Consider the following 26,124-nt stretch of genomic DNA (forward strand, 5'->3'; position numbering starts at 1 on the left):
ATTCACACCTCTATAAGGATCGGTAGAATCATTGGCCTTCTTTTGGTTTGTGCAAATAAGAAACGCCCTAATGCATCCCTTAACGTTTTCTTCACCATATTCCACTGGCTCCCATGCTCCTCCAGCAGTTTTTCAACTGTCGATTCCACGAGCTGATTGATCTCTCGCATGAGCGCTTCGGAGTCACGAACATAAACAAATCCCTGGGAAATGATGTCTGGCCCGGATAGAATATGCCCTTCCGTTTTACTAAGCGTAATGACAATGACAAGAATATTTTATTTTCGATCTCCACAGTCTCCCCATTGTTGACGATAAAAATGTTCTCCTCGTCAACTCCCACCGAATTCGCAAGCAGCCGGTGTTGATAAAGCATGCGAAATTCGCCATGAACCGGAACAAAATATTTGGGCTTCATTAGGGTAAGCATTAATTTCTCTGACAACAACAGCAGCACGCCGTTTTTACCAATGTCCGCCATTCGATGAAGATCAGGGTATTGATGCTTGACAGGTGACATATCAAATTTGAAATCGCCTGTATGTACAACCGTTCCTTCTGGTGTATGCATGGCGATTCCCAAGCAATCCGGAATACTATGGTTAGTACTGAAAAATGACACCTGAATTGAACCAAAGGCGATACGAGAATTTGCATCAATTAAATTTAACTGCGTTGTACGAAGAAGACCATGCTCCTTCAGCTTTAATTCAATCAGACCTACAGTTAATCTTGAGGCATAAATCGGGATATTCAGTTACCCCTCCAATTCCTCTTAGTAGAAAGACGCCCGAAATGGGAACCGGACGTCTTTTAAGCTGCATATGGGTATTTTATTCAACATTAAACTTTTATTTTGAACTAAAAGCTGCTGTCAATGAAGGGCTGTTCCTTTATTTGACTCTGGCATTTGCGGTGTTTCAGCGATTGGCAAAAATGTATTCAAAATTTGCTGCATATCAGCATCGTTTAATTGCGGTACCTGATAATAGGCATTTTTATTTTGATACAGAAAGAGCTCATAGGACATTTCAATAAAGTTTTGCACTTGGGAAGCGAGTACACGACGGACAACCGGGTTCGTTGCTTCAAGAGCCGCCGTCGTTAACAGCGAAGCATGCTTTTTAACGATGCCTTGCATAAAACCACATACTCCGGCATCGTTGACATCGGCTAGTGATTGAATCGGTTTTTTCGGCGAGCTTTGCTTCATGCCGAATACGGTCGGCGTTACCTCTTTAATCAAATACGTTGATGTTTTTTGACTTGGCTCCTGCCCGGTCTTAAAGCATTCAGCCGTCAAATTGTATTGCGATTGCATAAATTGATATTGCTTGTCGATAAGACTAAGCAGCTCCTGATCCTGTGCATATTGTCTGAAAATCATAAATTGATCCATTGCGCTAATGCTGCAATTCAATAGCTCCTGCAAATCAAAAAGCTCATGTCCCCCGTGATTTTTGTTCGTTGCCTTCAGTGCATTGTTATTAGATGTAGTTTGCTGCTGCATCATCAATTCTCCTCTTTGTCATTCCTCAATTTTATAGTTGTTAATATGAAAGCTGGAGGCTGAATTTATACATCTCCTGACCGAACTATTTTAGGGACGTGCGTCCACAATCGAATAGGAGAGGCAGCCTACCTCACTCTTTTTCGATTCATTTTCAGCTACAGCGTTCTTTCCGCGAAGCCTATTGCCAAAAAAGGCGTTGATGGATGACCATCAACGCCTACTGCTTCCTGTTTATTATTTTCAACTATCGTTTTGACTTATCATTCGACCGTACCGCCAGCCCCGCCTCCCGTCAAGGTGACGACAGACCTCGCTGGAATAACCGCTTCAAACGAATAATCATCCAGCACGGGTACGCTTTCCCCACGGACAAGATCTTGGCCCGCCGACGTAACATAAGGTTCCATAAATGCAATGGAATGGTGCTGATCCACGCCATCCAATGAAACCCGAACGCGCTTATCGTCCTCGCTGTCATTGACGAATACAGCCGTAACCGTCTGTTCTCCTTCATGTACATAAGCCGAGCCCAGCAAACCGCTGCGCGCATCTTCATCCAAGCCTGCAAGCGAGATGCGCTGCGCACCCGGACGTATAAATTTGCTGTAATTGCCGAGCGCCCACATGATTTTGGAGGTCAAAATATTTTGCTCATCACCCGCCTCGCTAAAATCAGTATAGATCAGCCCATCCTTGTAATCGACCTTGGACACCGCTGTCCACCACTGCCATGCCGCTGCATTTGCCTCCGTCAAATCAAAATGAATCGTGCGGGCCACATGCAAGGCAGGCTCCATCCCAAGGTCACGCCCCGGACCGTAATCGCCAAGAATACAATATTCGGTTACCCAGTATTTAGTCTCTTCGTCGTATTTTTTCAGATTGGCATCCAGCAATTGTCTAAGCTTGCCCAGCCGGTCGTCGCCCGGCTTGCTGTAATCGGACCAATAGGAATGCGAAGCGATTTTATTGCCGATTGCCTCCTTGAGCCTAGGATCGCCGAGCAGCTCCTTAATATATTCCCGGTATTTTCCTGTTCCTAGACTGTTGGCCCCGCCCGAATAGGTCCCGCCCCCTGCAAACTGCCCGTAATATTCATCATCCAGCAGCGCTGTAATTTCCACGCCGTCTGGGGCGCTGATTTGCGCCTCAAGGCCGCTCTCTTTCAACTGCCGATGCAATTCAAGAATGACACGCTTAAGATCGTCGTTGTTATAACGGTTGCTTTCTTGCTGGGCCAGATTCCAATCCCAGGTCGGCTCATTAATTGGGCTTATATATTCGAAATCCAAGCCTGCCTCGCTAAAATGCTCCAAAACATCGATTAAAAATGCTGCAAATTCATCCTCATATCCCTCTTTCAGATTGGTGGAGCCAACTTCCTCATCCGGTTGGGCAAAACCATTTTTGGTCATCCAGACTGGCGGGCTGTTCACGAATGCAATGAAGCTATCCACGCCTCGATCCTTTGCCGCTTGAAGAAACCATTGCTGACCCGCCTGCCTGCTCCAATCATAATTCCCTTCCTCTGAAAGCTTGAACGATTCCGCCCTCCTCCAGGGATCTGGAATACGCGACTGGTCTGTTTCAATCGAGCCTGCACCGATATTAAAGCGCCAGGCCGACAGGCCAATTCCTTTCTCTCGTGAAAAAAGCAAATCCGCCACGCGATTTTTATTTTCTTCCGTCCAATACTTGCCCAGAGGGTCCATCGACCATGCGTCGGACGCGCCGAAATTATCAATCGTTTGATAGCGGACCGCTCCATCGAGCGATACATAAGCATCCGGCGGCGTCAGCTGCTGGACCTGCGCTTCCTCCTTTTTCGGGCTGCTTGCGCTATCGGAACGATTCGATGTAAAAGCGAAATACAAGCCTAGAGCTGATGTGAACACCACAACGATAGCAACTGTCAATTTCTTTTTCATCCGCCTCTCCTATCCGACCAAGCCTGATCGTTCGACACTCTCTACAAAATGCCTTTGCACAAACAAATACAAAATAATGAGCGGTAGTATAGCCATCAGGACACTCGTGTTCATCATCATGGACATAAAGAATGGGTCCTGAACATAGGAAGCGGTTTCCGCCTGTCCACCTCCGCTAAGGAACGTAGCAATCGCATAGCCGGAAGAAGCCATCATCGACGACATGACCTTTGGCTCATTCAAATACATGTTCGTAAAAAAAGAATCGTTCCACTGCCAGACGAAGGAGAACAGCATGACGGTCACCATGGAAGGGACCGCATTAGGCAGAATGACCCTTCTAAAGGTTGTAAAGTAGCCGGCTCCATCCACATAGGCAGCTTCTTCAATCTCTCGCGGAATTCCTTTGAAAAACTGGCGAAAAATATATACATATAAACCCGTCTTCACACCCATGCCCAGCGCTGCCGAAATAATAAATGGCCAGTAGGTGTTTATCAGATTGGCGGGCTCGCCCTGAATCAGCTTAACCAGCCCGAATAGATCGAAATTTTTAAATTGCAAATAAAGCGGAACCATCATCGTTTGGGCCGGCACCAAAATCGTAAAAATAACGCCTGCGAACAAAAAGCCGCTTCCTCTGAACTTCACTCGAGCAAAGCCATAGCCGGCAAGCACGCAGGTTGCCGTTTGCAGCAGCATGACCCCAGAAGACAGCAGCAGCGTATTGAGCAGCACTTGCGGATAGTTCATGGCTTGGAATACGAGCTTGAAATTGTCGAGCGTCAGCGCATGCGGCACCCAAATGACTGTAGAGTCATACAAATCATCCATGCTTTTGAAGGCAATCGACAGCTTCAATAAAATCGGGTAGACGATGACAAACGCTATGCCGAAAATGAGTACGAATCGGATGGTTATCCACAGCCATTTTTTTGCAAATTCCAGCCAATAGGCAGCAGACGCCATGCGATGCTGTAACTCATCTTTCGTTGGCTGCCCCACCTCAGCGATTTCCCTCTTCATGTCCTTCCTCCTTCAGGCCGCTAATCTTGATAAAAAACCTTTCGTGAAACAATTGACGTCGTAATCCACAGCACAAGCGCAATAACAACAAAATACATCCACGCCATTGCTGCGCTAAGGCCAAAATTATAGCTTTTGAATGCCGTATCCACCACAAGCCGGCTTGTTTCATCACTGATGAAGCTATCGATTATGGTATAAACCAGATTCGTCAAAATTAACGGGCTGATCATCGGAAATGTAATTTTCCAGAATGCTTCGTAGCCAGTCGAGCCTTCGATCTTAGCTGCCTCATACAAAGAAGGAGAAATCGACTGCAGGCCCGCCAGAAAAATAAGGATTTGGACACCCGATTGGCTAATAATCTCATAAATTCGGCTGACGGCACCGGTCAAATACTCCACTAAGGTCATACTCACACCTGATTCGATGAGCAGGACGGCAAGTTCTAGATTTTTCATGATGGACAGGCCGCCGCCGGCTGTATCATTTGCGCTTCGCACGACAGATTGCATCAAATCTCCGTTCTCGATGCTGGCGATAATGCCCGATGCCAAAATAACGGGCAGGAAGAAAATGGCCCGGGCCAGCACCCGTCCTCTAAATCTCTGGTTGAGCAGCACCGCAAAAAATAAGCTGAATATGATAATAAGCGGTGTGTTGACCGCAATATCCACAACTGATTCCGTCAATATTCTGACGTACGATTCATGTGACAACAAGGCTTCCCGATAATTGGACAGTCCGATAAAGTCCAGGCTAAAGCCGTCATTCGTGACTTGCAGATTGCTAAAGCTGTAGCGAAGCGATGACAGCAGCGGCACGATAAACAGGAATAAAAAGCCTGCAAACCAGGGAAGTATGAAATACAGTCCGTAATATCTGTTTTTTTGCTCAAGCGAAAGCTTCCTGAACCTCATCGCGGAGCTTCACCTCCCACCCAATAATCCTTTGCCCTAACTGTAATTTCGCCCACTTCAGCCAGAGCATCGTTATAATTGACGATAATGGTTTTCCCTTTTTCGAAAGTGGTCTGATACACCCCATCTGCCAGTGCCCGATGATCAATAATCGCTTGGGCTTGCACATCGTGCAGAACGTTATTCAGTTCGCCATACCTCTGGGCCGCTTCGTCAATCCAGCCCCGATAATCGGCGGAATACAAATGGTCGAACTCCGTCATTTTGATCGCGGATGAATCAGCAAAAAACCATGTGTAATGCAAAGAAGAGCCCGTTTCCAGCGCTTTCAGAAAGTTGTAGGAGGAGTCTTGATCATCGGACATGTTCCAAGCGCTTCCAGCGGTATGAACGTAGCCGTGATAAACCATTTGAAAAAACGGCACGCTTTCATCGGTCATATTAAAGCCGCTGCTCGATATCGGCGCATCCACAATATGCCGCGCGTAAGGAAGCGAATAGGCGTTTCCACCCTCCACCAGCAGTTCCTTGACGGAGCCGCTCATTTGCTTCAGCTGTTGCTTTACAATCTCTTTCGCTTCCTCGCGATTGATGACCTCGGAACGATTGAAATCCGAATTCAGCTCGCTGCCAAGATCGCGCAGAGACAATCCCGAGAGCTGGAGCTTCCCAAAATCATCCATAAATCCAGCTGTTATTTTCGGCAGCGATTTCGGACTCACTACATAACCAGGCTCGCGTTCATCCTCTTGACTGAAGGTGGACGCGCTGTAAGAATAAATTTCCGCCAGCCGGCCCGTAATAAATCGGGAAGCTTCGCTCGACTTATTGAATCCATCCGCTTGCGGAGCTGCCTCAAGAAAGGCCGCATCAGGAAACAACCCTATACCGTTCGCATCGGCATATGCCTTTAGCTCGTTTAAGCCTTTGCTTCCGCCGAGCTTCTTGTCAACGGCAATCGCATTGGGAAGGTTATGGTTTAACCCCTCGTTAAACCACCCCATATAACGCAGCTTAATGCCGCCGATCCCCCTATCCAGCATTTGGCCCAAAATAGATTCCGCCTGATTGAAGGTCGTAAGCGGCTCATAGGCGTTATAAGGAATGCCCAAGAAAAATTTCTTCTTCGGAATGCCGCCAATCAGCTCGACATAGAACGGAATATCCCCTTCATCCGGCAGCCTCGTTAGGCCCGTTTGCTTGATCAAATATTGACGGTAATGCGCCGCCATGCCCGAATAGCTGGCCTCCCCCGTGCCGAGAAAGCCGTAACGAACCGTCATTTCCCCATCAAAGGGCTCCGCTTGAAACTTTTTGACCGTACTGGAGCGCCACCCGTTCGTCAAGGTAACCTCCTCCAAATTAGTCAGCGTAAAACTGGGGAGCACGGTGTTGTAATCATTCAGCCTGCCGCTTACGTCCGCTTCGACCGCGGCGACCGCGTCACCCTTCTCAATTATCGCGACAAATGCCCGGTCCTCATATTTCATGCCGAATACAGGCAAGCGTGCAGCTTCCTCTTTCTGAATTTTGATGAGCTGGCTAATAGACGCATCGGAACCGTAAAGGGCCGTCCGAAACGGCGCATCGTAGGTTTTGCCATTGTTGAAACGGATAAGCGAACCCGACCCATCTGGAACGAACGTATAGCCTTCATCCTCGCGCCCGCTTGCGCCAAAAAACGGAAGTAGGGACAACGTCTGAATTTTCATATTAGCCGGATATTCGATCTCGCCCGCCGCAACTGTCACCAACAGATGCTCGCCATCCAGCCGATAATGCAAAGGAATCCGAACGTTGGCGCTGCCAGTGGACGCTTCGCCATAAGCCGCCTTATCGATTGCCTTCTGCTCCTCGTCATAGCCGATCTGATTGAAGATTTCGGTAACCTTGGATAATCCGATTCCTTTAAAGGAGGAGTCCCTTCTTTCATAACGCTGGTTTTCCTCATCATATTTAAAGCGTTTCTCAACTTCTCTTTTGTCCGCCGACTGTTCGATTTTATCCAGTATGACGGTTTGAAATCGGTCCGCGCTAATATATTTAGGAATGGCATCGATGTCGCTTTTAACCTCCCCTAGCGTATAGACGATGTCCAGTCCGTCATTTGCCTTCTCTATGGCATATTGGCCGTTCTGAACGCTATGGGTGTAATTATCATATTTCAATGCATTTCCTGCGCTGTCAAAATAACTGATCTCGACCTGCACGTTCAGCTTCGTCTTGTTATAGCCGGTTGCGACCGGATCAGCTTCGCGATTTTGCGGATTGGAATACCAAATCGCTTGGCTTCGCTTGTCCCTAACCGCAATTTCCGTCGTTTCAGGGTTGACATACAAGGCTAAAAATTCATTTTCAGCCGCCGTTTCCATCCCTTCAGGCCATGCAGGTACCTTGCCGGAATAGCTGCTTGAGGCTGCAAGCCCGCTATTTAGTCCGCTGCTTGGCACAGGCTCAGCTACGACCTCGGACGCATATTCCGCGAAATTGGTGCCTTGAGCTATAAGCAAGCAGCCGGTAATGGCTGCCGTCATGATGATCACAAGCTTCCGCTTCACCGCTTGGCCCCCTTTCTTATGCTCGCAATGAAAGTTCCTGGTAAATCGTGTACACAAAACTGACGATTTGCTGGATCAGGCTGAAGAAGAGCAGCCCTAGAAAAATAATGACGCCCATCACTACAACTGTTAACAGCATCGTCATAATCGTCTTCGTAACCGTATATTGATGAACCGTCATCGTTCCAATAAACAGCAGCCACACAAACCATAACGCTGCCGCAGATTCCAGCAAATAATAGAAGGAGGCCTCGCGCAGTGTAATCACATTGCTGAGCAGCATATTGGGCAAATAGATCAAAATCAAAGGAAGCATCGCATAGCCCGTAGCGATGACAATCTCTTCAAATTTCCCTTCTCCATCCATCAGCGTAGTGAGCGACCAGTTCGCCACACACCACAGGAGAAATGGAAGCACAATGTACTTTAATTCATCAAAGCTGTTTAGTTCCAGCGGGTGATTATAGTTGACAACATAGCCAGCATACTGGCGGTTCAGAATCATCGTAACCGTAACGGCGAGCAAAATGACAAGCGCGATCCGGAGCTTTCCTTTGTTCTCGTATTTCAGGTCCCAAAACCCGTCAAAGGGATGGAATGCAACGTGCAGCGAGTACCTAGCCTCCTTGAGAAACCGCATCCTGTTTCAGTTCCCCCTTTCTGAGCCTCATGCTTCGGCGAACGGCGATAACGACCAAAATCAGCGGGATCAGTACCGTCATATAAATCCCAAAGTGCTCACGCATATATTCCCTGCGATATTTCGTTAATGCTTTGGAATAATATTCCCTGTCGTTGCCCAGTTTGAGAAAAGTCATCGCTTGCTTATATTCGCCTTGGCGCAGCATCGACTTGCCAATGCCGATATAGGCCATTTCGTAATTTGCATCGAGCCGGAGCACTTCCTTCCACAGCTTTGCTGCATCATCGTGCTTGCCTATGCTGTATAATCCATTGGCCTCGTTAACGAGGCTTCCGAATTTGGTCGCTGCAAACTCGGTAATTCTCCCCTGATCGCGGTCCAGAACAAACACTCGATTGCCGGAGCTTTCAATCGCAACCGGATTTTTAAACGTGCCCTGCTGATTGCCCAGTTGGCCAAATACGTACAATAAATTGCCGTCTTCGTTATAAGTAAAAATCCGTCCCCGGGTCGAATCTAGCGTGCGGTAAACGCCATTGCCGCTAACATCGATGTCAATGAAGGCGGAGCGATTTCTGCTCAAATCGCCTACTGGACCTATATTCCCGTTTATGCGAATGACGTCAATGCCCGATGGGTTCAGCCTTTTGACAGGGGCAAAACTCTGCTTGTCGGCTGTAGTCGTAAAGATGAATCCATCCCGATCCACATCTACATTGTTAAATTCAATGGGAACAAACCGGATCAGCTTTTCCAGCTGCTCTTTTGTCGATACCGTCTTCCAGAACAAATCCACAGGATCAAACTGCACTCGGTTCGTCCCCATAAATCCAGTAAAGCCACCCTCGCTGCCAAATTCTATAATCCCCTCGAAGACGCCTCTGGCGACAACGTAAATGCGGCCGGCTTTATCAACGATGACCTTTCGGGGGAAATATTCGAAATTGCTGCTGATGACCTCCGACTTCGGAGCGGAAATTTCTCTGACGAACGCTCCGCTGCTGTCGAGCTCAACCACGCGCCTATTTTCGGTATCCGCCACAAAAATATGACCACTTTCCGTCACGAAAAGGCCTTCTGGATTATTGAAACCATCCTGCTTTCCATTATTCTGAAACCCCTTAATTTGACGGACAACCTTCCACTCGCTGTCAAGCACGACAATTCGCCCGTTTCCTGAATCCAGAACGTACAAATGACCGTCAAGTGCAGCAAACATATCAGCTGGAGAACTCCATGGCCCTATCCCTAATTGTTGACCCGTTATCGTCTTGGAAGGAAGATACGCGATTGGCGAATGAACGGTCTCCCCCCAATAGGAATAGGTATATCCCTCATACGGCGACGCGTGGGCCAGCTTCGGACTTAAGCCGGCGAAGAGCAGCACAGCAGCCAATAACAAAATCGCTCGCTTTATTTTCAATCCATACGCCCCCATCGCTTTAGTCCTTCATCCCAGACGAAGCCATCGTCTGAATGACATTGCTCTGTGAAAAAACAAACGTCACGATTGGCACGGTCATCATAATCACGGCAACTGCGGCGCCAACCCCTGCGCGGGCAATACCGCCTTGAATGATTTGCCCCATCGCGTAATGCATCGTCTTGAGCTGTTCGCTATAAATGAAGCTGCCTCCATCCGTTCCCCAAAGCATTTGCATCATCAGGATTAACAGCGTCAGCCAGGCAGGCTTGACGAGCGGCATAACGACTTGCCAAAATATCCGGTATTCGCTGGCGCCGTCGATCTTGGCGGCTTCCAGCAAAGCATCCGGTATTTGCTCCATGAATTGTTTCATTAAATATAGGCCAAGCGGATAGGCAAACGCCGGAACGATTACAGCTTGGTACGAATCCATCCACCCCAGCACGGACATGATCATATAATTTGGAATCGCCGTCACATGCGGGGAAAACATCAGCGAAAGGACAATAACCGTAAACAGCACTTTGTGTCCGCGAAACTTATGCTTGGCCAGCGGGTAAGCCGCCGCCGATGCTAGCAAAATATGTCCTGCCGTTCCTGCCGCCGTAATAAAAAAGGTATTGAAAATATATCTGGAAAATGGAACCCACGAATTTTTCATGACTTGAAACAAATCCGCGAAATTTTCAAGCGTTGCATTTCTGACAAACAGCGTAGGCGGGAATATAAACAATTCATCAAGCGGCTTAAAGGCATTATTAATGACATAGATCAACGGAACTGCCATAAAGGAGCCAAACAAGCCCAGTACAAGAAGCAGCATCATATCCACCTGCCAGGACCGGTTCACTCTTTTTTTCAGACGCATGGCCAGCTTCATCTCGCCTATTCCCCCACCCTCTTCAGCAACTTTTGAACGGCTAGATTGGTGCCCAGCATCAGCATAAATAGTACAGTCGCGATAGCAGACGCATAGCCCATTTCGAAACGAATCGTGCCGTAATCCACCAAATGGGTAACGACGGTATGTGCGCCATACTGCACGCTCGGAAAGCCAGCCAAAGCCATCGCTACGTCTGCTACTGCAAGGGAAGACGTAATCTGGATGACGGCGCCAAACATCAGCTGCGGCCTCATGGATGGAAGGGTAATAAACCAAAGCTCCTGCCAGCGATTTTTCACGCCATCCACCGCCCCTGCCTCGTACAATGTGCGGTCAACCGTCTGCAAGCCGGCAATAAACGCCAGAAAGCTGGTCCCGAGGCTGAGCCATAACTGGACGATAATAATAATCGTGAGCATATAGTCAGGATTCTGCAGCCATTGAATCGGCTCGTAAATAAACCCGATCTTCATCAGAAAGCCGTTCATAATGCCATACGAATCGCTTGAAAAAATAATTTGCCAAATAAAAAAGACGTTGCCCGAAATTGAAGGAGCAAAAAACACGAGCGTCATAAATGCCCTGATTTTCGGATTAAGCTCATTAATAAGCCACGCGAATACGAAACAAGCGATATAGCTGACCGGACCGGTTATGACGGCAAATATAAGCGTATTTTTAAGTCCAATAAGAAATACATCGTCATTCCAAAGCAGCTTGGAATAATTCTCCCATCCGACCCAGCGCGGAAATTCAAGCATATTAAAATACGTAAAGCTGAAAAAGATGGAAATGATGACCGGCAGCACCGTAAATAACAGAAACAGCACCATATAAGGAATCAGCAGGACAAACAAATGCTTGTCTCGCTTCATATCCTTAACGAACAGCTCCCATTTCCGCTGCGGTCCAGCAAGGCCGCCCTTCGGCTGGAGTATAATCTCAGCCGCGATTTTCGTTTTCTGCAAAAGAGTCCCTCCTTAAGTCCCCTCATTCCAAATGAAACTCGCTTCTTTTTTGGGTAATTTCATAGTCGATCTCTTGGACATAATCGTATAAGGAGTCGGCTGTATTCGTGCCGTTGTTAATCACTTCACGCAAAGCATTGTCCAAATGCCTTCCTGTGAAATAGCCTCCCGGCACCTCCGGCACGCCCTGTACCCATTGCCATTGTTCTTCCAGGCTGCGATAATTGCGCGCCGGCCATGGCAGCTCCTTAAGCGCTTCAATATTGGCAGTCGGATAACGTGCTGCAGCGCCCATCAGTCCCTCCATCTCTCTGCCGAAGCGAACCTGGGCATCCTTACCCACCCACCATTTCATAAACTCCCAAGCTGCTTCCTTGTTTTTAGCCTGCTTTAGCATGATGGCGGCTGTCCCGCCGCTAGCCACATCCCGGCGAATGGAACCATCCTGCTGCACGGTGCCTGGAACAGGAACGAACTCCCACAAGCCCTTAATTTCTGGGGCGGATACGCTCAAATAGTTGTAAAAGGTGTAATCCTGTATGCCGACCGGCATTTCGCCCGTTCGAAAGCGCATCGGAAAATCAAAGATGAGCGGCAGCTTATAGCTCGTATAGAAGTCGGTCCATTTTTTGAATGCATCTAGTCCGACCTCTGTATCCAGTCCGCTTTTGGCTCCGTTGTTCAAATAGAAGGAGCCGTCCAGCTGGTATAAAAGCATGGCAAACGCACGATTCGCCTCCATTACAGGAACACCCGTCGTCTGGGCAATCGGCAGCGCGAAATCCATATGATGCTTTTGCAGAACCGGAATCATCGCGTACACATCATCCCACGTTTGCGGCGGCTCAAGTTTCAGCTCCTCTAATATATCCTTCCGGTAAAAAAGCATATTGAAAATTTGCTGCTCAGGCAGAGCAAACACCTGCTCCTCAAATCGGTAAGGAACAAGCGCGCTGTCCCTGAATTGCTGCACGACCGCCCTATAGCCCGGGAATTGCGACAAGTCCTCCGCTGCACTCCGCATGCCGAAATTTACCGGCACATCGTTGCCGACCTGCATGGCTACATCAGGTCCCTCACCTGCCAAAGACGCACGCAGCAGCACATCCTGATTGACCAGCTTAAGGTTGACTCCAACACCAGTAAGCGGCGTAAATGAATCATCAATCATCGCCTTCAGCACTTGAGCCTGATCGCGGCCGGTTCCAATCCATACCGTTATCGATTGCTCATCCTGCGCCATGTTTCCGATCGTATCGTAATCTTCAAAGAAGGAATGAAAGAAGGAAGATACCTCATGAACGATTTTTTTTGAAGCTGATGCATCTGCTTCGGGCAGCTCTACATCAGCTGAAGCCAAAGCGAGGTAATCGATTTCGAGCGGCTGCTCTCTCACTTGCAGAATCCAGGCTCCGACGCTGCCAACATTAATTTTGAATTGAGATAGCCGCTTCTGGACCGTTTCCGGTTTTTGAGCCAAATCTGCTAATTGATAGGCGGTTTTATCCAATGTAGCCGTCTTGTCGCTTTTCTCGCCTGTCAGGCGAACTAGCTCCTTCGATACGGCATACAGAATATCGCTTTGCTCCTGAAACACGCCGACCATGTCGGGAATTTGTTTATCTAATTGATAATCCCTATAAGGATCCGGTACATTGCCGGTAATCATCAAAATTTTGCGATACATGGCATTGATGTCAAGCAAGCTTGCTTCTACTTGGCGAATCAAAGGAGCCATGGCGCCTAAGCTCACCTCCAGCTTCAGCTCATGCTTCCCTTTAGTCATATAAAATAAATAAGGCTTTTCCTCGCTGCCTAGCACATTCATTTGCCAGTCCGAGTCATAATAAAACGGAATTTGCGTCATTTCTTGAAACGGAATGACCCCGTCAATCCATAGCGAGCGTGTAGAATAAATGCCCCGCAGCAATTCTTGCCTGTTCTTGATCGCAATCCGGTATAGTCCGTCCTCTGGCGCTTCGATGTCCCATGCGATCCATTGGCCCGGCACCCGCCAGTTGTTGCCGCCAATCGTATTCATCTTAATCTTCGATACGTCATAAGGCTCGGTAGACGGGCTGGAACGGTCGGAAATCGGATATAAGGTCGGAGACGATTTGTAGGCGGCATTTTCGCCTTGCATTTTAATCAAATGTCCGCTAGTCTCCGTATAGCCCTTGGACTTGTAGCCCCGCTCTACCTCTTCGTAAGGCGAAGGCTCATCATATTGATACACTTTTAAATAATCGATTGCCATCGGCTCTCTGGAAGATAACAGCGTCAATGAGTGCTTGCCAGCCGAAAAATAAAAGACGTACGGCTCCTCGTAGTAGCCTTCTGTATCTCGAAGCAGCGACTCCTGCCACATCGGCGATTCTATCTGGCGCGGCCGCAGCTCATTTTCCCGGTTATCCTGCAAAATCTGATCACTCTCATTTTTCCATATGCGGTGAAAGGTCAAATTTCTGGCGCTGGCAAACGGCAGCTCTCCGTCGATCAGCAGCTCCCTTTCGATTGCCGAGCTTTTTCCTTCGATCGGAAAATAGCGAATGGCGATATGATACAAGCCGGATTTCGGCACCTCAAGCTCCCACTCTATAGAGCCGCTTTCACCCGTCTTGACGAAGTCGCCTGATACGCCCCCAAGCTCATGAACGATTTCGGGTTCCATTTCGCTTGCGCTTGTGTAGTCCGCCCCTTGTATGACCATTTCCTCCCGTGGCCGTTCTTCTTCCTTATAGCGCTGCAAGTAATGGGCATAGCTGTTTTCTGCTTCGTTTGTTAATAGGCTCTGGTCGCTGCTTGACTCGGCTTCCTTAGCCGAATCGGCTTGAATGCTGGCTGCGCCGGACTGAGCTATAGGGAAAGCCAATATCGAAATCAGCATAGCGATAACCATGATGGTAGCGGCCGTTTTTCTGGAAAATACGATTTCCACCTCATTCCCCCCTTTTGTAAACTGGCGAAATTTTTTACAGCAATCGCCCGGTTTCCTTTATCGGAAAGCCGGGCAGGCCGCTTTTTTATGGGCAAAGCCTTTGGGAATTACTTTTTGTCGTCTTTCTTGTCTTGCTCGCCTCGCAGCACTTTTTCAGCAGCTGCTTGCGCAGGCCCGATTACCTGGGCGACGCCCGTTGCTGGCGTAATTTCGCCCTTGACGAACTTGCCCGTCACGGAGTCGAGCTGGTCCTTAATGCCGAGACCCCCAAAGCGTCCGCCGAACACACGCTGTACTTTTCCAGCGTCATTCATGGCATTAGCGATAGAGCTTTCATCCGGCAGCACATTTTCCTGCCACAGCCTGCGATTTTCCTGCCAGTTATCGAAATCCTGAAGCTCTTCCCAGATTTTCACGATAACATCTGCATCCTTAACTCCTTTAGGGATAACGTAAGCTGCCGTTTGACCAAGTGGATCAAGATAGGTGTCTGCCTGTGGCCCCTTAGGAAGATAAACGTATCCCCACTCATCCTTCATCTTGTCCTGGAGGCGCCCTTCAATTTCCCACAAGCCGCCCGGATACATGGCAATCGTGCCTTCGGCAAAATATTTTGCCGGGTCCTCCCAGTCGTTACCTTCATTTTTCTTCACAACTTTATGCTCGTTATACAGGCCATAAAGGAAGTTAAGCGCTTCCATAGATTCGGGTGAATCAAAAGCTACTTTTTTGTTCGCCTCGTCGTATATAATGCCGCCGTTGCTGGCGATCAGCAGCTCCGAGAAAACATAATGGGCACCGGCAAGGCCGTATTGGTCAGCTTTTCCATCTCCATTATTGTCTACGGTCAGCTTCTTCGCGGCATCCAGCATCGTCGTCCAATTCCAGTTGTCCTCATCCATTAGCTGCTGCGGATCCTTTAAGCCCGCCTCCTTGAAAATTCTTTTGTTGTAATACATCCCCGTGTCATTCGGGTTATACCAGCTTTCTAATCCGAATACATGGTCGCCGCCAAAGCGCATCGATTCAACGACGTCCGGCGCAATCCGTGTATCTTTCAGGTAATCTTCCAAGGGAGTCAAAAACCCCCCTTGCATAAGGCCCCATATGAAGCCGTCAGGCAGTCGGACAATTTCAGCGAAAGGATCGTTCGACATAACAGAGGAGGATAGCTTCTCTGTAGTCGACCAATATTCCGTATTTAAGTATTTGATTTTGACGTTATATTTTTCTTCCACTTTTTTGATTCTTTCACGTGCCAACTCATCCGCTTCGGAATCTCCGTCCGGGGCAGCATCCCACCAATGCGAAATGCGAATTTCCCTACCACCCAAATTGGCGGCTGGAGGCTCAGGCTCCTCTGTGGGCGCAGACGTTTCCTCCGTCGGTGTTGCAGTTGAGGCATGCGACTCAGTGGTCACCGTATTTCCTGTATTGTTGCCACTGCAAGCAGAGAGAATCATCAATACAGCCGGTAATAAAATAAGCAACATCGACTTCATCCTTTTCATCTGTTTCACTGTTCAGCACGCTCCCCTTGATAGATGATTAATTAAATGTAAAGGCTTTCATGAAACCCATTTCAGTATAGCTCGCTTGCTTACTATGGTCAACATTAAAGTTTATATTATCCATATCTGGCATGATAAAAGTAAGCGCGGCCTCGTACATTCCATTAGACTAAAAAAAAGAGCGGCAAGCCCGAAATATCTGGCTTGCCGCTCTTTTAGAGACTCCGGGCTCCCGTACTTTGCCGAACAATAAGCTGTGGCGCCAAAGAAGTCAGCTGCTTGACCTTTTCTTTCTTCATAATCGCTTTAAGTACTTGTACCGCCATTCGCCCAAGCTCATGCGCCTGCTGGGAAACGGTAGTCAACTCAGGGATAAAATGATGCGCCAGAGGAATATCATCAAATCCGACAACGGACATGTCCGTTGGAATCGTCAGCCCAGCCTCCGTCGCCGCCTTGATTGCCCCGATGGCGGTATAATCGTTGACGCAAAAAACAGCGGTTGGCCTCTCTTCCATTTCGAGCAGCTTCAGCATTTGGCGCTTGCCCGAATCGATGGAAAAGCTGTCTGGCAGCAGCCAATTGTCCCGAATTGCCAGTCCCTCGTCCTTCATTGTCTTTCGGAAGGCCCGCAGCTTAATTGAGGTTGTGGTCATATGGCTTTCTCCGCCAATAAAGCCGATTTCAGTATGGCCCAGCTCAATCAGGTGCCTGACTGCGAGAGCAGTCCCTACCGATTCGTCGGTAGCAACTCTAATCAAATTCGTGTTGCGCAGCCCACCGTTAACGAGCACAGTCGGAATGACGCTTGCATGCTGCACGAGCTCCTGCACCAAATGCTCATCGCAGTTCTTTAAATTAATTCTGCCCCCTAAAAAAATAACACCATCCACGCGTTTCTCCCGCATAATGCTAAGATATTCCGATTCCTTAGCGTAATCTCCGATAGAATTGCTAAGCAGAAAGGTATGTCCCGAGTGCTGCGCCTCTTCCTCCGCTCCAGCGAATACTTCCGGGAAAAAGGGATTGGTCAGATCAGGTACAATGACACCAATAATGCCGGTTTCTTTTTTTAGTAAGCTTCTGGCCATTGCGTTAGGCTGAAAGTTGTATTTTTGAATAAGCTCTTCAATCTTGGCTCGCGTAGATCCCTTTACCGGGGCGGTATCGTTCAGCACCCTCGATACGGTGGCAACCGATACATTGGCCTCCTTGGCAATATCATATATGGTGACCTGTTTCAAGCCCAACGCTTCCTTTCTGCTCTCAAGTATCGTCCCATTATAGCAAAATTAGGACATGTTATGTAATGGATAACAGTCATTGCTGCTAATAGAAGAAGAAGCGGACAGCCCAACCTCACTAATTCAGCTTCAATAAAAAAACATAAAAGAAAAGGGCTGTTTCCCAGTAGTTAAAAACTACTTGAAACAGCCCTTACTCTTCCATTCATAATGCGCGTGGAGGGACTTGAACCCCCACGTCGTGAAACGCTAGATCCTAAGTCTAGTGCGTCTGCCAATTCCGCCACACGCGCGCGATGTTCGCTAACAGCGAATAAATATAATATATCAGAAAACATCGCATCACGCAAGCATTTTTCAAAAAAACTTTTAAAAAATAATTGGCACTTCTATTTAGAGCCGATATTAAGCTCCCTGTTTGCCTGCTGCTGTCACCTTCACTCGCTTGATGAAGAAAGCAATTGCAAGCCCAACAAGGGCAACCACCATTGCAAAAATAAAAGCATCTTGTACACCAACGGTCAATCCGCTAATCAAGTTGGCTGGCGATTCTGGATTACCTTCTGCTGTCTTAAGGAATTTCTCCATTCCTGCTGTCATAATACTGACTGCCAGCGCTGTACCAATGGCACCTGCCACCTGCTGCAATGTGTTCATAATCGCTGTTCCATGCGGGTACAGCTCAGGAGGAAGCTGATTCAAGCCATTCGTTTGCGCAGGCATCATAATCATCGAAATCCCAATCATTAGCAGGGAATGCAGCACGATGATCAACACAGTCGTCGACGCGGTAGAAATATCAGAGAAAAACCATAATACAACCGATACGACCAGCAGGCCTGGGAGAACGAGCCATTTCGGTCCATATTTATCAAACAATCCTCCCATTACAGGAGATAAGAAGCCGTTAATAAGTCCTCCTGGAAGGAGAAGCAGCCCAACAGTCAATGGACTCATCATTAGGCCGCGCTGTAAATACATAGGCAATATTAGCATGGAGGACAAAATAACCATCATGCAAATAAACACCATAATTAAGCCAATTGTAAACATCGGATATTTAAACGTCGACAAATTAATCATTGGCTCTTTCATCTTAAGCTGGCGGATAACAAATAAAATGAGTGCAACGATACCTACGATCATCGCTATAATTACTTTCGCGCTTCCCCATCCATGCTCGCCTTCTCCCGCGCTGCTAAAGCCGTATACGACACCGCCAAAGCCAAGGGTAGACAAGCAAATCGACAATATGTCGATACGCGGCCTAGTCAATGTAGAAACATTTTGCAAATAGACAAGACCTACAAATAATGAAATAATCAAAAACGGCAAGGACACCCAGAAAATCCAGTGCCAGCTTAAGTTAGCGATCAAAATGCCGGCAAAAGTGGGCCCTGTTGCTGGTGCGAACATCATAATGAGGCCGATAATTCCCATCGCTGCGCCACGCTTTTCAATCGGGATAATGACGAGAATGGTATTAAATAATAGCGGCAGCAGCAGCCCTGTACCCGTTGCTTGAAGCACACGCGCTATAAGCAGCGTTTCAAAGTTCGGTGCAATAGCCGCTACGAATGTTCCAATAATAGAAAAAATCAATGACCATACAAACAATTGCCGTGTTGTAAACCATTGCAGCAGCATGCCTGATACGGGCACCAGTACACCTAGCGTCAGCAAAAATATAGTCGTAAGCCATTGTACAGTCGCCTCGTTAACGCTCAAATCTCTCATTAAATCAGTCAATGCTACATTTAGCGCGGTTTCACTAAAAAAACCGATGAATCCGCTAAGCAATAGCGAAATCATAATCGGCATTACTTTATAAGTCTTATTGGGTGAAGTTGAAGTCTCTTGCATCGTTCCTGCTTGCACTTGTGTCATCCTCCTGCGAATTAAAAATTCAGTTTGCTGTAACCTGTTGTTCTAGCTTGCTGGGCCACCATTAACAATGGACGGCACGAGGCGCGAAATGTTGACGAGCGGCTTCTCATCTCCATGAGTGATGGCCAAAATGAATGCACCTTCCACTAAGGAAAGAATAACATTGCTTATTTCAGCAGCGCTGCTGTCATTCGCTCCATTGTTCACAAGCTGCTGGGCAATATACTGCTGCCATTCATTAAAAACGACTTGGCACGCTGATCTCAGTCTTTCGCTAATCAGGCATGTCTCAGCAGCCATCCAAAAGCTGAACGGCATAAATCCTCTAAACTGCGATGGCTTCCCATCTTGAATGATGTCGGAAATATGGGCCTGAATGGCTGCTACAGGATTAGAAGTATGCTCAAAATTAATCCGCCATTTTTCCAGCACAAAATTCTTAATCGTTGAAATACATTCAACCGCCAGTTCCTCCTTGCCTTCAGGGAAATAGTAGTACAAGGATCCCTTCGGACAAGAGCTTTCCTTAATAATTTGATTTAACCCCGTTGCATGATACCCTTGCACACAAAACAGCTTCATTGCTGTATCTATGATCTGCTGGCGGGCATTCGGCTTTGAAGCCACCTTTTCACCACCTTAATTATAGAGAACGGTCTAGTTAATTAAACGTGAAAATAGGCAGGCTGTCAATCCGAAATCGCAAGATTTCAGCACTAATTTTTGTTAAGATTTGATGTTGTCGTTACTCCTGTTGCTCTGCTTTATGAACTTTTGGCCATGTCGCCTGCCAATTTTTCTTCATCATTCTTTGCTCGAATACGCGGTAATGAACCGACCCCGGCTCATAATAAGCTGTAGGCCTAAGCACAGCTTCAAGGACATCAGCTACTCCGCATGGAGCCGCTAGCTGGAGCTCCCCGCTCGCATCCAGTGCCACGCCAAGCGAAGTCGCCGTTTCAGGAAATTTAGAAATCGCATCCACTGAGCAGGAATATGGCGGCAGGCCGCTGACGATATGCATTCTCGCCTGATTTTTCACTGACCAAGGGATCTCGGGTCTCAGGCCCCGCAATTGCTGCTCCAGCTGCTTCTCGATGTGCTCACTCGGATAAGCAGCATCGTAATAAATAACATCCACATCCGCAAGCGGCGTCCGCTCCTTAACATCATGCAGCACATCCCACAATTTAGAACGCACAAACCCAGCACATACCCACCAGTCAGGCAAATCTAGGCCCCTTACCGTATGCAAGATGTCCATCATCCAGTCATCCCCTTGGATAATCTCCTTGATATATGACTCCTGATTCACCAATCCACCCCCAATACCGAACATATATTCTCATATTAACCTAAAATCAGCTTATTGGGAAGAGCTTTTACAAGGTGAAAAGGCTGTGGCCGTCCTTTGGCAGCGCGGCGCGTTTCAAGCCGAGAAAAATAGAGAAGGTATCGCGCAATGCTATCCCTTCCTATATTTCAAAAAAAGCAAAAGAACGCCTTGCCAGGCTAATTTCAACCTGACAAGGCGTTCGGAAGATTTGAAATACGGGAAATACGGAAGACTCTAACCTGCCCAACAGCTCGGAGCAGCCATTTAATTTTTCAGCTTGTCTTCGTCATTTTCATCCCATTTTCTGGAGTAAGCCTTGTTCGTAATCCAAAAGGTGATCCATGCTAATAGGCCAACGATAACAATCGCTGCGATCCATACGCCAACTGGCACGTCCATTTTCCTGCTCCTTTCTGCTATAAAGCTATACTTCTATACCGCCGCACTATCCCATTAAATTCCGCTCTTAAAAAGTACATTCGACTGCTTGGCTTCATTAACATGCAGCTGAAACACATCCGGCCGGCTGTAATGCCCGACCACATCAAAGTCAAAACGGCTTTCGGCGATTTTTATCATATCCAGCTCTGCCACGAGCAGTGCCTCCCGCCCATAAACAGGCTCAACGATATATTCTCCTAACGGTCCAACAATAGCACTGCCGCCCCTGCTCAGCACCTCATCCATCTGCTCCAGCTCGGCAAAACTAGCCAAATCCTTCGGATATAAGGACTTCGTAGCAAACTGATTGCTCGACAGCACATAGCAGCGGCCTTCGCAGGCGATATGGCGAATCGTCGATTGCCACGTATCGCGGGCATCCGCAGTAGGTGTTATAAAAAGGTCTATCCCTTTCGCATACATGGCGGTCCGAGCCAGCGGCATGTAGTTTTCCCAGCAAATCAAGCCGCCTATTCGTCCAAAAGGGGTTTGGATAACCGTTAGCGTGCTGCCATCGCCTTGCCCCCAGAGCAGACGCTCCGCGGCTGTAGGAATAAGCTTCCGATGTTTGCCAAGCAGCCTGCCGTCCGGCCCCACATAGACGATTGAATTGTACAATGTAGCTCCGCTAAATTCCTGGTCACGCTCTAGCGCACCAACGATTAGATATATGCCATTATCGGCGGCAATCTCCCCTAACAGCTCGGTATCCTCGCCTGGAATCGTCATTGCGCTTTCCGAATAACGGCGAAAGTCTTCCCTTCCCTCCGCTGTCCGGCTTCCTACGCGATTTCCAAACGTCATGCCGCGCGGATAACCAGATACAAATACTTCGGGAAACACCAGCAGCTTGACTCCCTGCCTACTTGCCTCGCCGGCATATGCGGCTATTTGTGTGAACGCCGACTGCTTATCCAATAAACTAGGCGCAGCCTGTACTACGCCAACTTTCACCTTTTGCTGTTCCATGGGTTCATCCCCCTGCCTAAATCAACTGCCGCTACATGGCCAGCCGCTTCTCTTATATTTCATCATAAGGGGATTGGCTGTTAAAGTAACCATCCATTTACCGACTAAAATAACCATCCAATTCGAACAAGTGGTACTATAATAAATAAACAAATCCAAATCAGACCAATCGACAAGGAACGGGGTGTATGGCATGACATGGAGGCTGGATCGAAATTTAAAAACACCTGTTTACTTGCAAATTGCCGAGCTGCTGGAACGCAGCATTGCTTCGGGCGAATATCCGCCAGGCAGCCCGCTTCCCTCCGAACGAAGACTGGCAGAGCAATTAGGCGTTAATCGCAGCACCATTATACAGGCTTATGCCGAGCTGCGCTCAGCCGGCTTAGTGGAAAGCAAAGTGGGGAGCGGCACAACCGTAAGCCGCAGTAAGTGGGGGATATCTCCGTCACAAACGCCGAATTGGCGCCAATATGCAGAAGGAGGCAGCTTCCTGCCTAATTTGCCATTTATGAGACGCATTCGTTCATCGATGCTCCACCACGGCCAAATGATTGACATGGCGAGCGGCGAGCTGGCAGAGCCGCTGTTTCCAAGCACACTGCTCCAATCTATTATGCAGGAGCAGCCTTTCATGGAGCCGCTCGGCTATGATCATCCACAAGGCAATCCGCAGCTGCGTGTGGAGCTGAGCGCTTTTTTGCGAAAGCAGGGCATTGCTGCTCCAGAGGCTTCTATTCTCGTTACCTCCGGCTCGCAGCAGTCGCTCTATTTAATTACGCAATGTCTCCTTGCCCCAGGCGATGCCGTTGCAATCGAGGATCCCTCCTATTGCTATTCGCTGCCGATGTTTCAATCTGCAGGACTGCGTATTTGCCGCCTCCCGGTTCATCATGACGGCATTGATCCTGATGATATTGCGCGATTGTACCGCGAGCATCGCATTCGCATGCTGTTTCTCAATCCCAACTATCAAAATCCGACAGGCACTTCTTTGAGCATGGAAAAAAGGCAGCGTGTATTAGCCATAGCTGCCGAGCTGCGTATTCCTATTGTAGAGGATGATCCGTTCAGCCTGACTTCCTTTCACAATCAGGCATTGCCAACACTAAAGGCGCTGGACAAAGAGGATATCGTGCTCTATATTGGCTCGTTATCCAAAATCGCCGCATCAGGCCTGCGAATCGGCTGGCTGGTCGCCCCACAAACGGTCGTGAACCGCCTCGCCGATGCCAGACAGCAGATGGACTTTGGCCTTAGTATTTTGCCTCAGTGGCTGGCTGGCCGTCTGCTTGCTTCAGAAGGATTTCCGCTGCATTTGCAAACGTTGCAATTGGCGCTTAAGGCCAAGCAGCAGCGAATGATTGGTGCGCTTGAGCATTATTTTCAAGAGCGGCTTGCTTTTACAGCGCAGCCTGGAGGGCTTAACCTATGGTGTAAATCAAAGGAGAACATCAGTGATCATCGCTTGCTGGAAGAAAGCATTCAGAGAGGGGTCGTGTTTGTTCCGGGCAGCGTCTATGGCTCGGTGGAGGGCTTCATCCGTCTAAGCTATGCCCGGCCGGAGCCAGAGCAAATGGAATCGGGAATCGAACGCTTGGCCGCTGCACTGCGCGCCAGCTTGGCCCGGAAAGGCTAGAGCCGTGGGGCTGGCGCCAGGCTGCTTTAGGAACGCCACAAGATTGTCTTATTTCTGCCGGAAAGCTTCGCCTGATACAAGGCCTGATCGGCATAATCAATTAAAAACTCCTGTCCAACCTCCGGGTAGCAGGCAATGCCGATCGAGACCGTCACGCCTACCGATTGCTTGTCATTAACGACAATTTGACATTTCTGAATCGTACTGCGTAAATTTTCCGCAAGAGCATAAGCACCGGATGGCGAACAATTAGGCAGCAAAATTGAAAACTCTTCGCCCCCATAGCGCGAGGCTACATCTTCTGCCCGAATCGTGCGCCTAACGATAGCAGCAAGCTCGCGCAAAACGGCATCTCCTGCGGGATGGCCGTAGGTATCATTAATCTTTTTGAAATAATCAATATCCAGAAACAGCAGAGCCAGCGGCTCCTTGCCGCTCTCCGCCTGCATAAACAAGCGGTTAAACGCCGCGTCGAATGCTCTGACATTGGCCAGCTGAGTAAGAAAATCCGTTGTCGCTTCCTGGTCCTTCTGCTGGAACAGCTCATCGCGCTGCGTTAAATAACGTACGCAATAAGCGACGATAAGGCCGCTGGCAAGCATCGGTGGAAACAGGAATTTATAGAGTGAGCTGGACCATTCTAATCCATATGTAAACCAAGAATTTCCATAAAGCAGCGCCATTAGCACCAGCAAAGAAACACTCCATTTTGCCCAATACCCACCAAAGCGCTTGTATGCAAAAATGATGCCTGAAAGCACTCCAAGCAAGAGAATGAAAGCTCCAGCAGTAATGGATGCCTCATTCAAGCCGCCAAACAACAGTGCCCGTCCCCCTGCTATAAGCACAGATGCCAATATAGACGCATGTAGGCCACCATAATAGGCAGCGATAATAATAAAGAAATATCTAAAATCAATAATGCCGTGATCGGATACAGGCACTCCAAAAAACATAATTAAGATGCCGCAAACACCATATACCACGCCAAACATGAGCCTCTTTCTAAATTCAAAGCGCAATAAATCCATATGAAGCAAAGCATTTATAAGCTGCTTGCTGAAAAAAAACAATGTGAAAGTTACGGATAAAATCGTTATTATTGTCATAAGATGTCCCTTACCTACCTTGCTGCGACGGCATTTTCCACAGGATTAGCATGTGGCGTGCCTCAAGGCGCAACTTTGAGAATATGCAAACTCGTATCTCGGCTTAAATCAATAAAGTTGTCATTCATTTTCACTAACGGTCTTAGAGCATTTTGTGGATTGATCAATACGATCGAGCCGATTTCATTGTTGGTGAGCAGCACCTGATGCCCCAGCATCGACTGCATCATTTTGTCCATAAATAGCTTGCTGATTTGCGGATCAAACTCGCCAAAAATATTTTTGTTCATTTGGATAAGCGTCTCGTAAAAAGGTAGTGCCTTGCGATAGGGCCGATCTGAGGTCATCGCATGAAAAACATCAGCTACCGCTACGATTTTGCTAAGCGGGGCGATTTGCTCAGAGCGCAAGCCAAGCGGGTAACCGCTACCATCTTGTCGTTCATGATGCTGAAGCGCTACCAAAGCTTGGACATGATTAATGCCAACGGTGTCTTTAAGCAGCTCATAGCCAAAAATCGTATGCTTTTTCATCAGTTCAAACTCTTTCGTATCAAGCGATGCCGGCTTGTTCAAAATTTCATTTGGTATTTTCGTTTTGCCAATATCATGGAGAGTACCTGCCATCGTAAGCTGCATGAGATCGCGCTCATCCATATCCATCCATTTACCAATTAATGTAGATAATACACCTACGCCTATATTATGGCGGTAAGAATAATCATCTTTGGATTGCAAAGCACCCAGCAATTCATAAAAATCAGGAGTCTCCGACAGCTCGTTAATAGAAGGTATGATTTTTTCCCGGATCTGCAGCACTGGAATTTGCTTCGCATAACGAATTTGCTCGAAAAGCTCCGCCATATACAGTGTACAGCCGTCCATTTTTCCCTGTGCCTGCGATTTCCCCTTGTCCCGCTTAATATCTCTTTCTTCCAGTTCAATCGCATGACGAAAAATCAAGTCGAGCTGTTCCTGATCCAATACGGTATGAGCAGGAGCAACAAGCACCCCATGATGATTAAACAAATCCTGAGCCAGCTGCTTTCCCAAAAACAATTGATTGCCGTTGTCCATCTTCAAAACACCTGCGCTCTCAATAGAAGAATATGTATTTATGCGTTCTCTTCTATTATACTTTACAGGTTTGAAACTTTTTTGAATTTAATTATATGATCTCCTCAAA

General features: G+C 47.9%; 20 protein-coding genes, 1 tRNA gene and 1 pseudogene. 1 reads left to right on the forward strand and 21 read right to left on the reverse strand.

What is annotated here, in order from left to right:
- Positions 1-2: 2 nt before the first annotated feature.
- The 19 genes and pseudogenes from ACSR9A_RS00540 to ACSR9A_RS00630 form a co-directional block, all read right to left on the reverse strand.
- A pseudogene (locus tag ACSR9A_RS00540) lies at positions 3-757 on the reverse strand (MBL fold metallo-hydrolase RNA specificity domain-containing protein); the annotation flags it as partial.
- A 117-nt stretch (positions 758-874) separates the two neighbouring features.
- On the reverse strand, positions 875-1,513 hold the full coding sequence (locus ACSR9A_RS00545) for a spore coat protein (protein ID WP_473755071.1): 639 nt from the start codon (positions 1,511-1,513) through the stop codon (positions 875-877).
- Positions 1,514-1,773: 260 nt separating this feature from the next.
- Positions 1,774-3,441, reverse strand: coding sequence for a glycoside hydrolase (locus ACSR9A_RS00550; RefSeq protein ID WP_473755072.1), 1,668 nt, complete (start codon positions 3,439-3,441; stop codon positions 1,774-1,776).
- A gap of 9 nt (positions 3,442-3,450) precedes the next feature.
- Positions 3,451-4,467 (reverse strand): carbohydrate ABC transporter permease, encoded by a 1,017-nt coding sequence (locus ACSR9A_RS00555; protein ID WP_473755073.1) that lies wholly within the window; start codon positions 4,465-4,467, stop codon positions 3,451-3,453.
- Between the two features lie 20 nt (positions 4,468-4,487).
- Positions 4,488-5,387 (reverse strand): carbohydrate ABC transporter permease, encoded by a 900-nt coding sequence (locus ACSR9A_RS00560; RefSeq protein ID WP_473755074.1) that lies wholly within the window; start codon positions 5,385-5,387, stop codon positions 4,488-4,490.
- On the reverse strand, positions 5,384-7,945 hold the full coding sequence (locus tag ACSR9A_RS00565) for a DUF5696 domain-containing protein (RefSeq protein ID WP_473755075.1): 2,562 nt from the start codon (positions 7,943-7,945) through the stop codon (positions 5,384-5,386). The genes ACSR9A_RS00560 and ACSR9A_RS00565 overlap by 4 nt, the downstream gene beginning before the upstream one ends.
- 16 nt (positions 7,946-7,961) lie before the next feature.
- Positions 7,962-8,585 (reverse strand): Yip1 family protein, encoded by a 624-nt coding sequence (locus ACSR9A_RS00570; protein WP_473755076.1) that lies wholly within the window; start codon positions 8,583-8,585, stop codon positions 7,962-7,964.
- Positions 8,563-10,011 (reverse strand): gluconolactonase, encoded by a 1,449-nt coding sequence (locus tag ACSR9A_RS00575; RefSeq protein ID WP_473755077.1) that lies wholly within the window; start codon positions 10,009-10,011, stop codon positions 8,563-8,565. The genes ACSR9A_RS00570 and ACSR9A_RS00575 overlap by 23 nt, the downstream gene beginning before the upstream one ends.
- Positions 10,012-10,030: 19 nt before the next feature.
- Positions 10,031-10,894 (reverse strand): carbohydrate ABC transporter permease, encoded by an 864-nt coding sequence (locus tag ACSR9A_RS00580; protein WP_473755078.1) that lies wholly within the window; start codon positions 10,892-10,894, stop codon positions 10,031-10,033.
- 5 nt (positions 10,895-10,899) lie between these two features.
- Entirely contained in the window at positions 10,900-11,772 is an 873-nt protein-coding gene (locus ACSR9A_RS00585) for a carbohydrate ABC transporter permease (RefSeq protein ID WP_473755101.1), read from the reverse strand.
- 115 nt (positions 11,773-11,887) lie between these two features.
- A complete protein-coding gene (locus ACSR9A_RS00590; protein ID WP_473755102.1) occupies positions 11,888-14,764 on the reverse strand; it encodes an extracellular solute-binding protein in 2,877 nt (958 codons plus the stop codon).
- 146 nt (positions 14,765-14,910) lie between these two features.
- Complete coding sequence (locus ACSR9A_RS00595) at positions 14,911-16,314, reverse strand: extracellular solute-binding protein (RefSeq protein WP_473755103.1); 1,404 nt, start codon at positions 16,312-16,314, stop codon at positions 14,911-14,913.
- Between the two features lie 215 nt (positions 16,315-16,529).
- Positions 16,530-17,558, reverse strand: a complete 1,029-nt coding sequence (locus ACSR9A_RS00600; protein ID WP_473755079.1) for a LacI family DNA-binding transcriptional regulator — start codon at positions 17,556-17,558, stop codon at positions 16,530-16,532.
- 211 nt (positions 17,559-17,769) lie between these two features.
- Positions 17,770-17,851 (reverse strand) — tRNA-Leu (locus ACSR9A_RS00605).
- 112 nt (positions 17,852-17,963) lie between these two features.
- Complete coding sequence (locus ACSR9A_RS00610; RefSeq protein ID WP_473755104.1) at positions 17,964-19,421, reverse strand: DHA2 family efflux MFS transporter permease subunit; 1,458 nt, start codon at positions 19,419-19,421, stop codon at positions 17,964-17,966.
- A gap of 66 nt (positions 19,422-19,487) precedes the next feature.
- Positions 19,488-20,072: a TetR/AcrR family transcriptional regulator gene (locus ACSR9A_RS00615; RefSeq protein ID WP_473755080.1), complete on the reverse strand. Its 585-nt coding sequence runs from the start codon at positions 20,070-20,072 to the stop codon at positions 19,488-19,490.
- Between the two features lie 118 nt (positions 20,073-20,190).
- A complete protein-coding gene (locus ACSR9A_RS00620) occupies positions 20,191-20,784 on the reverse strand; it encodes a nucleotidyltransferase family protein (protein WP_473755081.1) in 594 nt (197 codons plus the stop codon).
- Positions 20,785-21,045: 261 nt separating this feature from the next.
- Positions 21,046-21,180 carry a hypothetical protein gene (locus ACSR9A_RS00625; RefSeq protein ID WP_473755082.1) on the reverse strand — a complete coding sequence of 45 codons (135 nt, stop codon included), beginning with the start codon at positions 21,178-21,180 and terminating at the stop codon, positions 21,046-21,048.
- 54 nt (positions 21,181-21,234) lie between these two features.
- Positions 21,235-22,191, reverse strand: coding sequence for a carbon-nitrogen hydrolase family protein (locus tag ACSR9A_RS00630; RefSeq protein WP_473755083.1), 957 nt, complete (start codon positions 22,189-22,191; stop codon positions 21,235-21,237).
- A 193-nt stretch (positions 22,192-22,384) separates the two neighbouring features.
- Here ACSR9A_RS00630 and ACSR9A_RS00635 point away from each other — a divergent pair, with 193 nt between their 5' ends.
- Positions 22,385-23,830, forward strand: coding sequence for an aminotransferase-like domain-containing protein (locus ACSR9A_RS00635; RefSeq protein WP_473755084.1), 1,446 nt, complete (start codon positions 22,385-22,387; stop codon positions 23,828-23,830).
- A gap of 26 nt (positions 23,831-23,856) precedes the next feature.
- On the opposite strand, the gene ACSR9A_RS00640 is transcribed toward ACSR9A_RS00635, so the two are convergent.
- The gene (locus tag ACSR9A_RS00640; protein WP_473755085.1) at positions 23,857-24,939 is read right to left on the reverse strand and encodes a GGDEF domain-containing protein; all 1,083 of its coding nucleotides are present in this window, start codon (positions 24,937-24,939) and stop codon (positions 23,857-23,859) included.
- Between the two features lie 62 nt (positions 24,940-25,001).
- Positions 25,002-26,015, reverse strand: coding sequence for an HD-GYP domain-containing protein (locus tag ACSR9A_RS00645; protein WP_473755086.1), 1,014 nt, complete (start codon positions 26,013-26,015; stop codon positions 25,002-25,004).
- Positions 26,016-26,124: the final 109 nt, after the last annotated feature.

The sequence above is a fragment of the Paenibacillus sp. R-74696 genome (assembly GCF_055814915.1).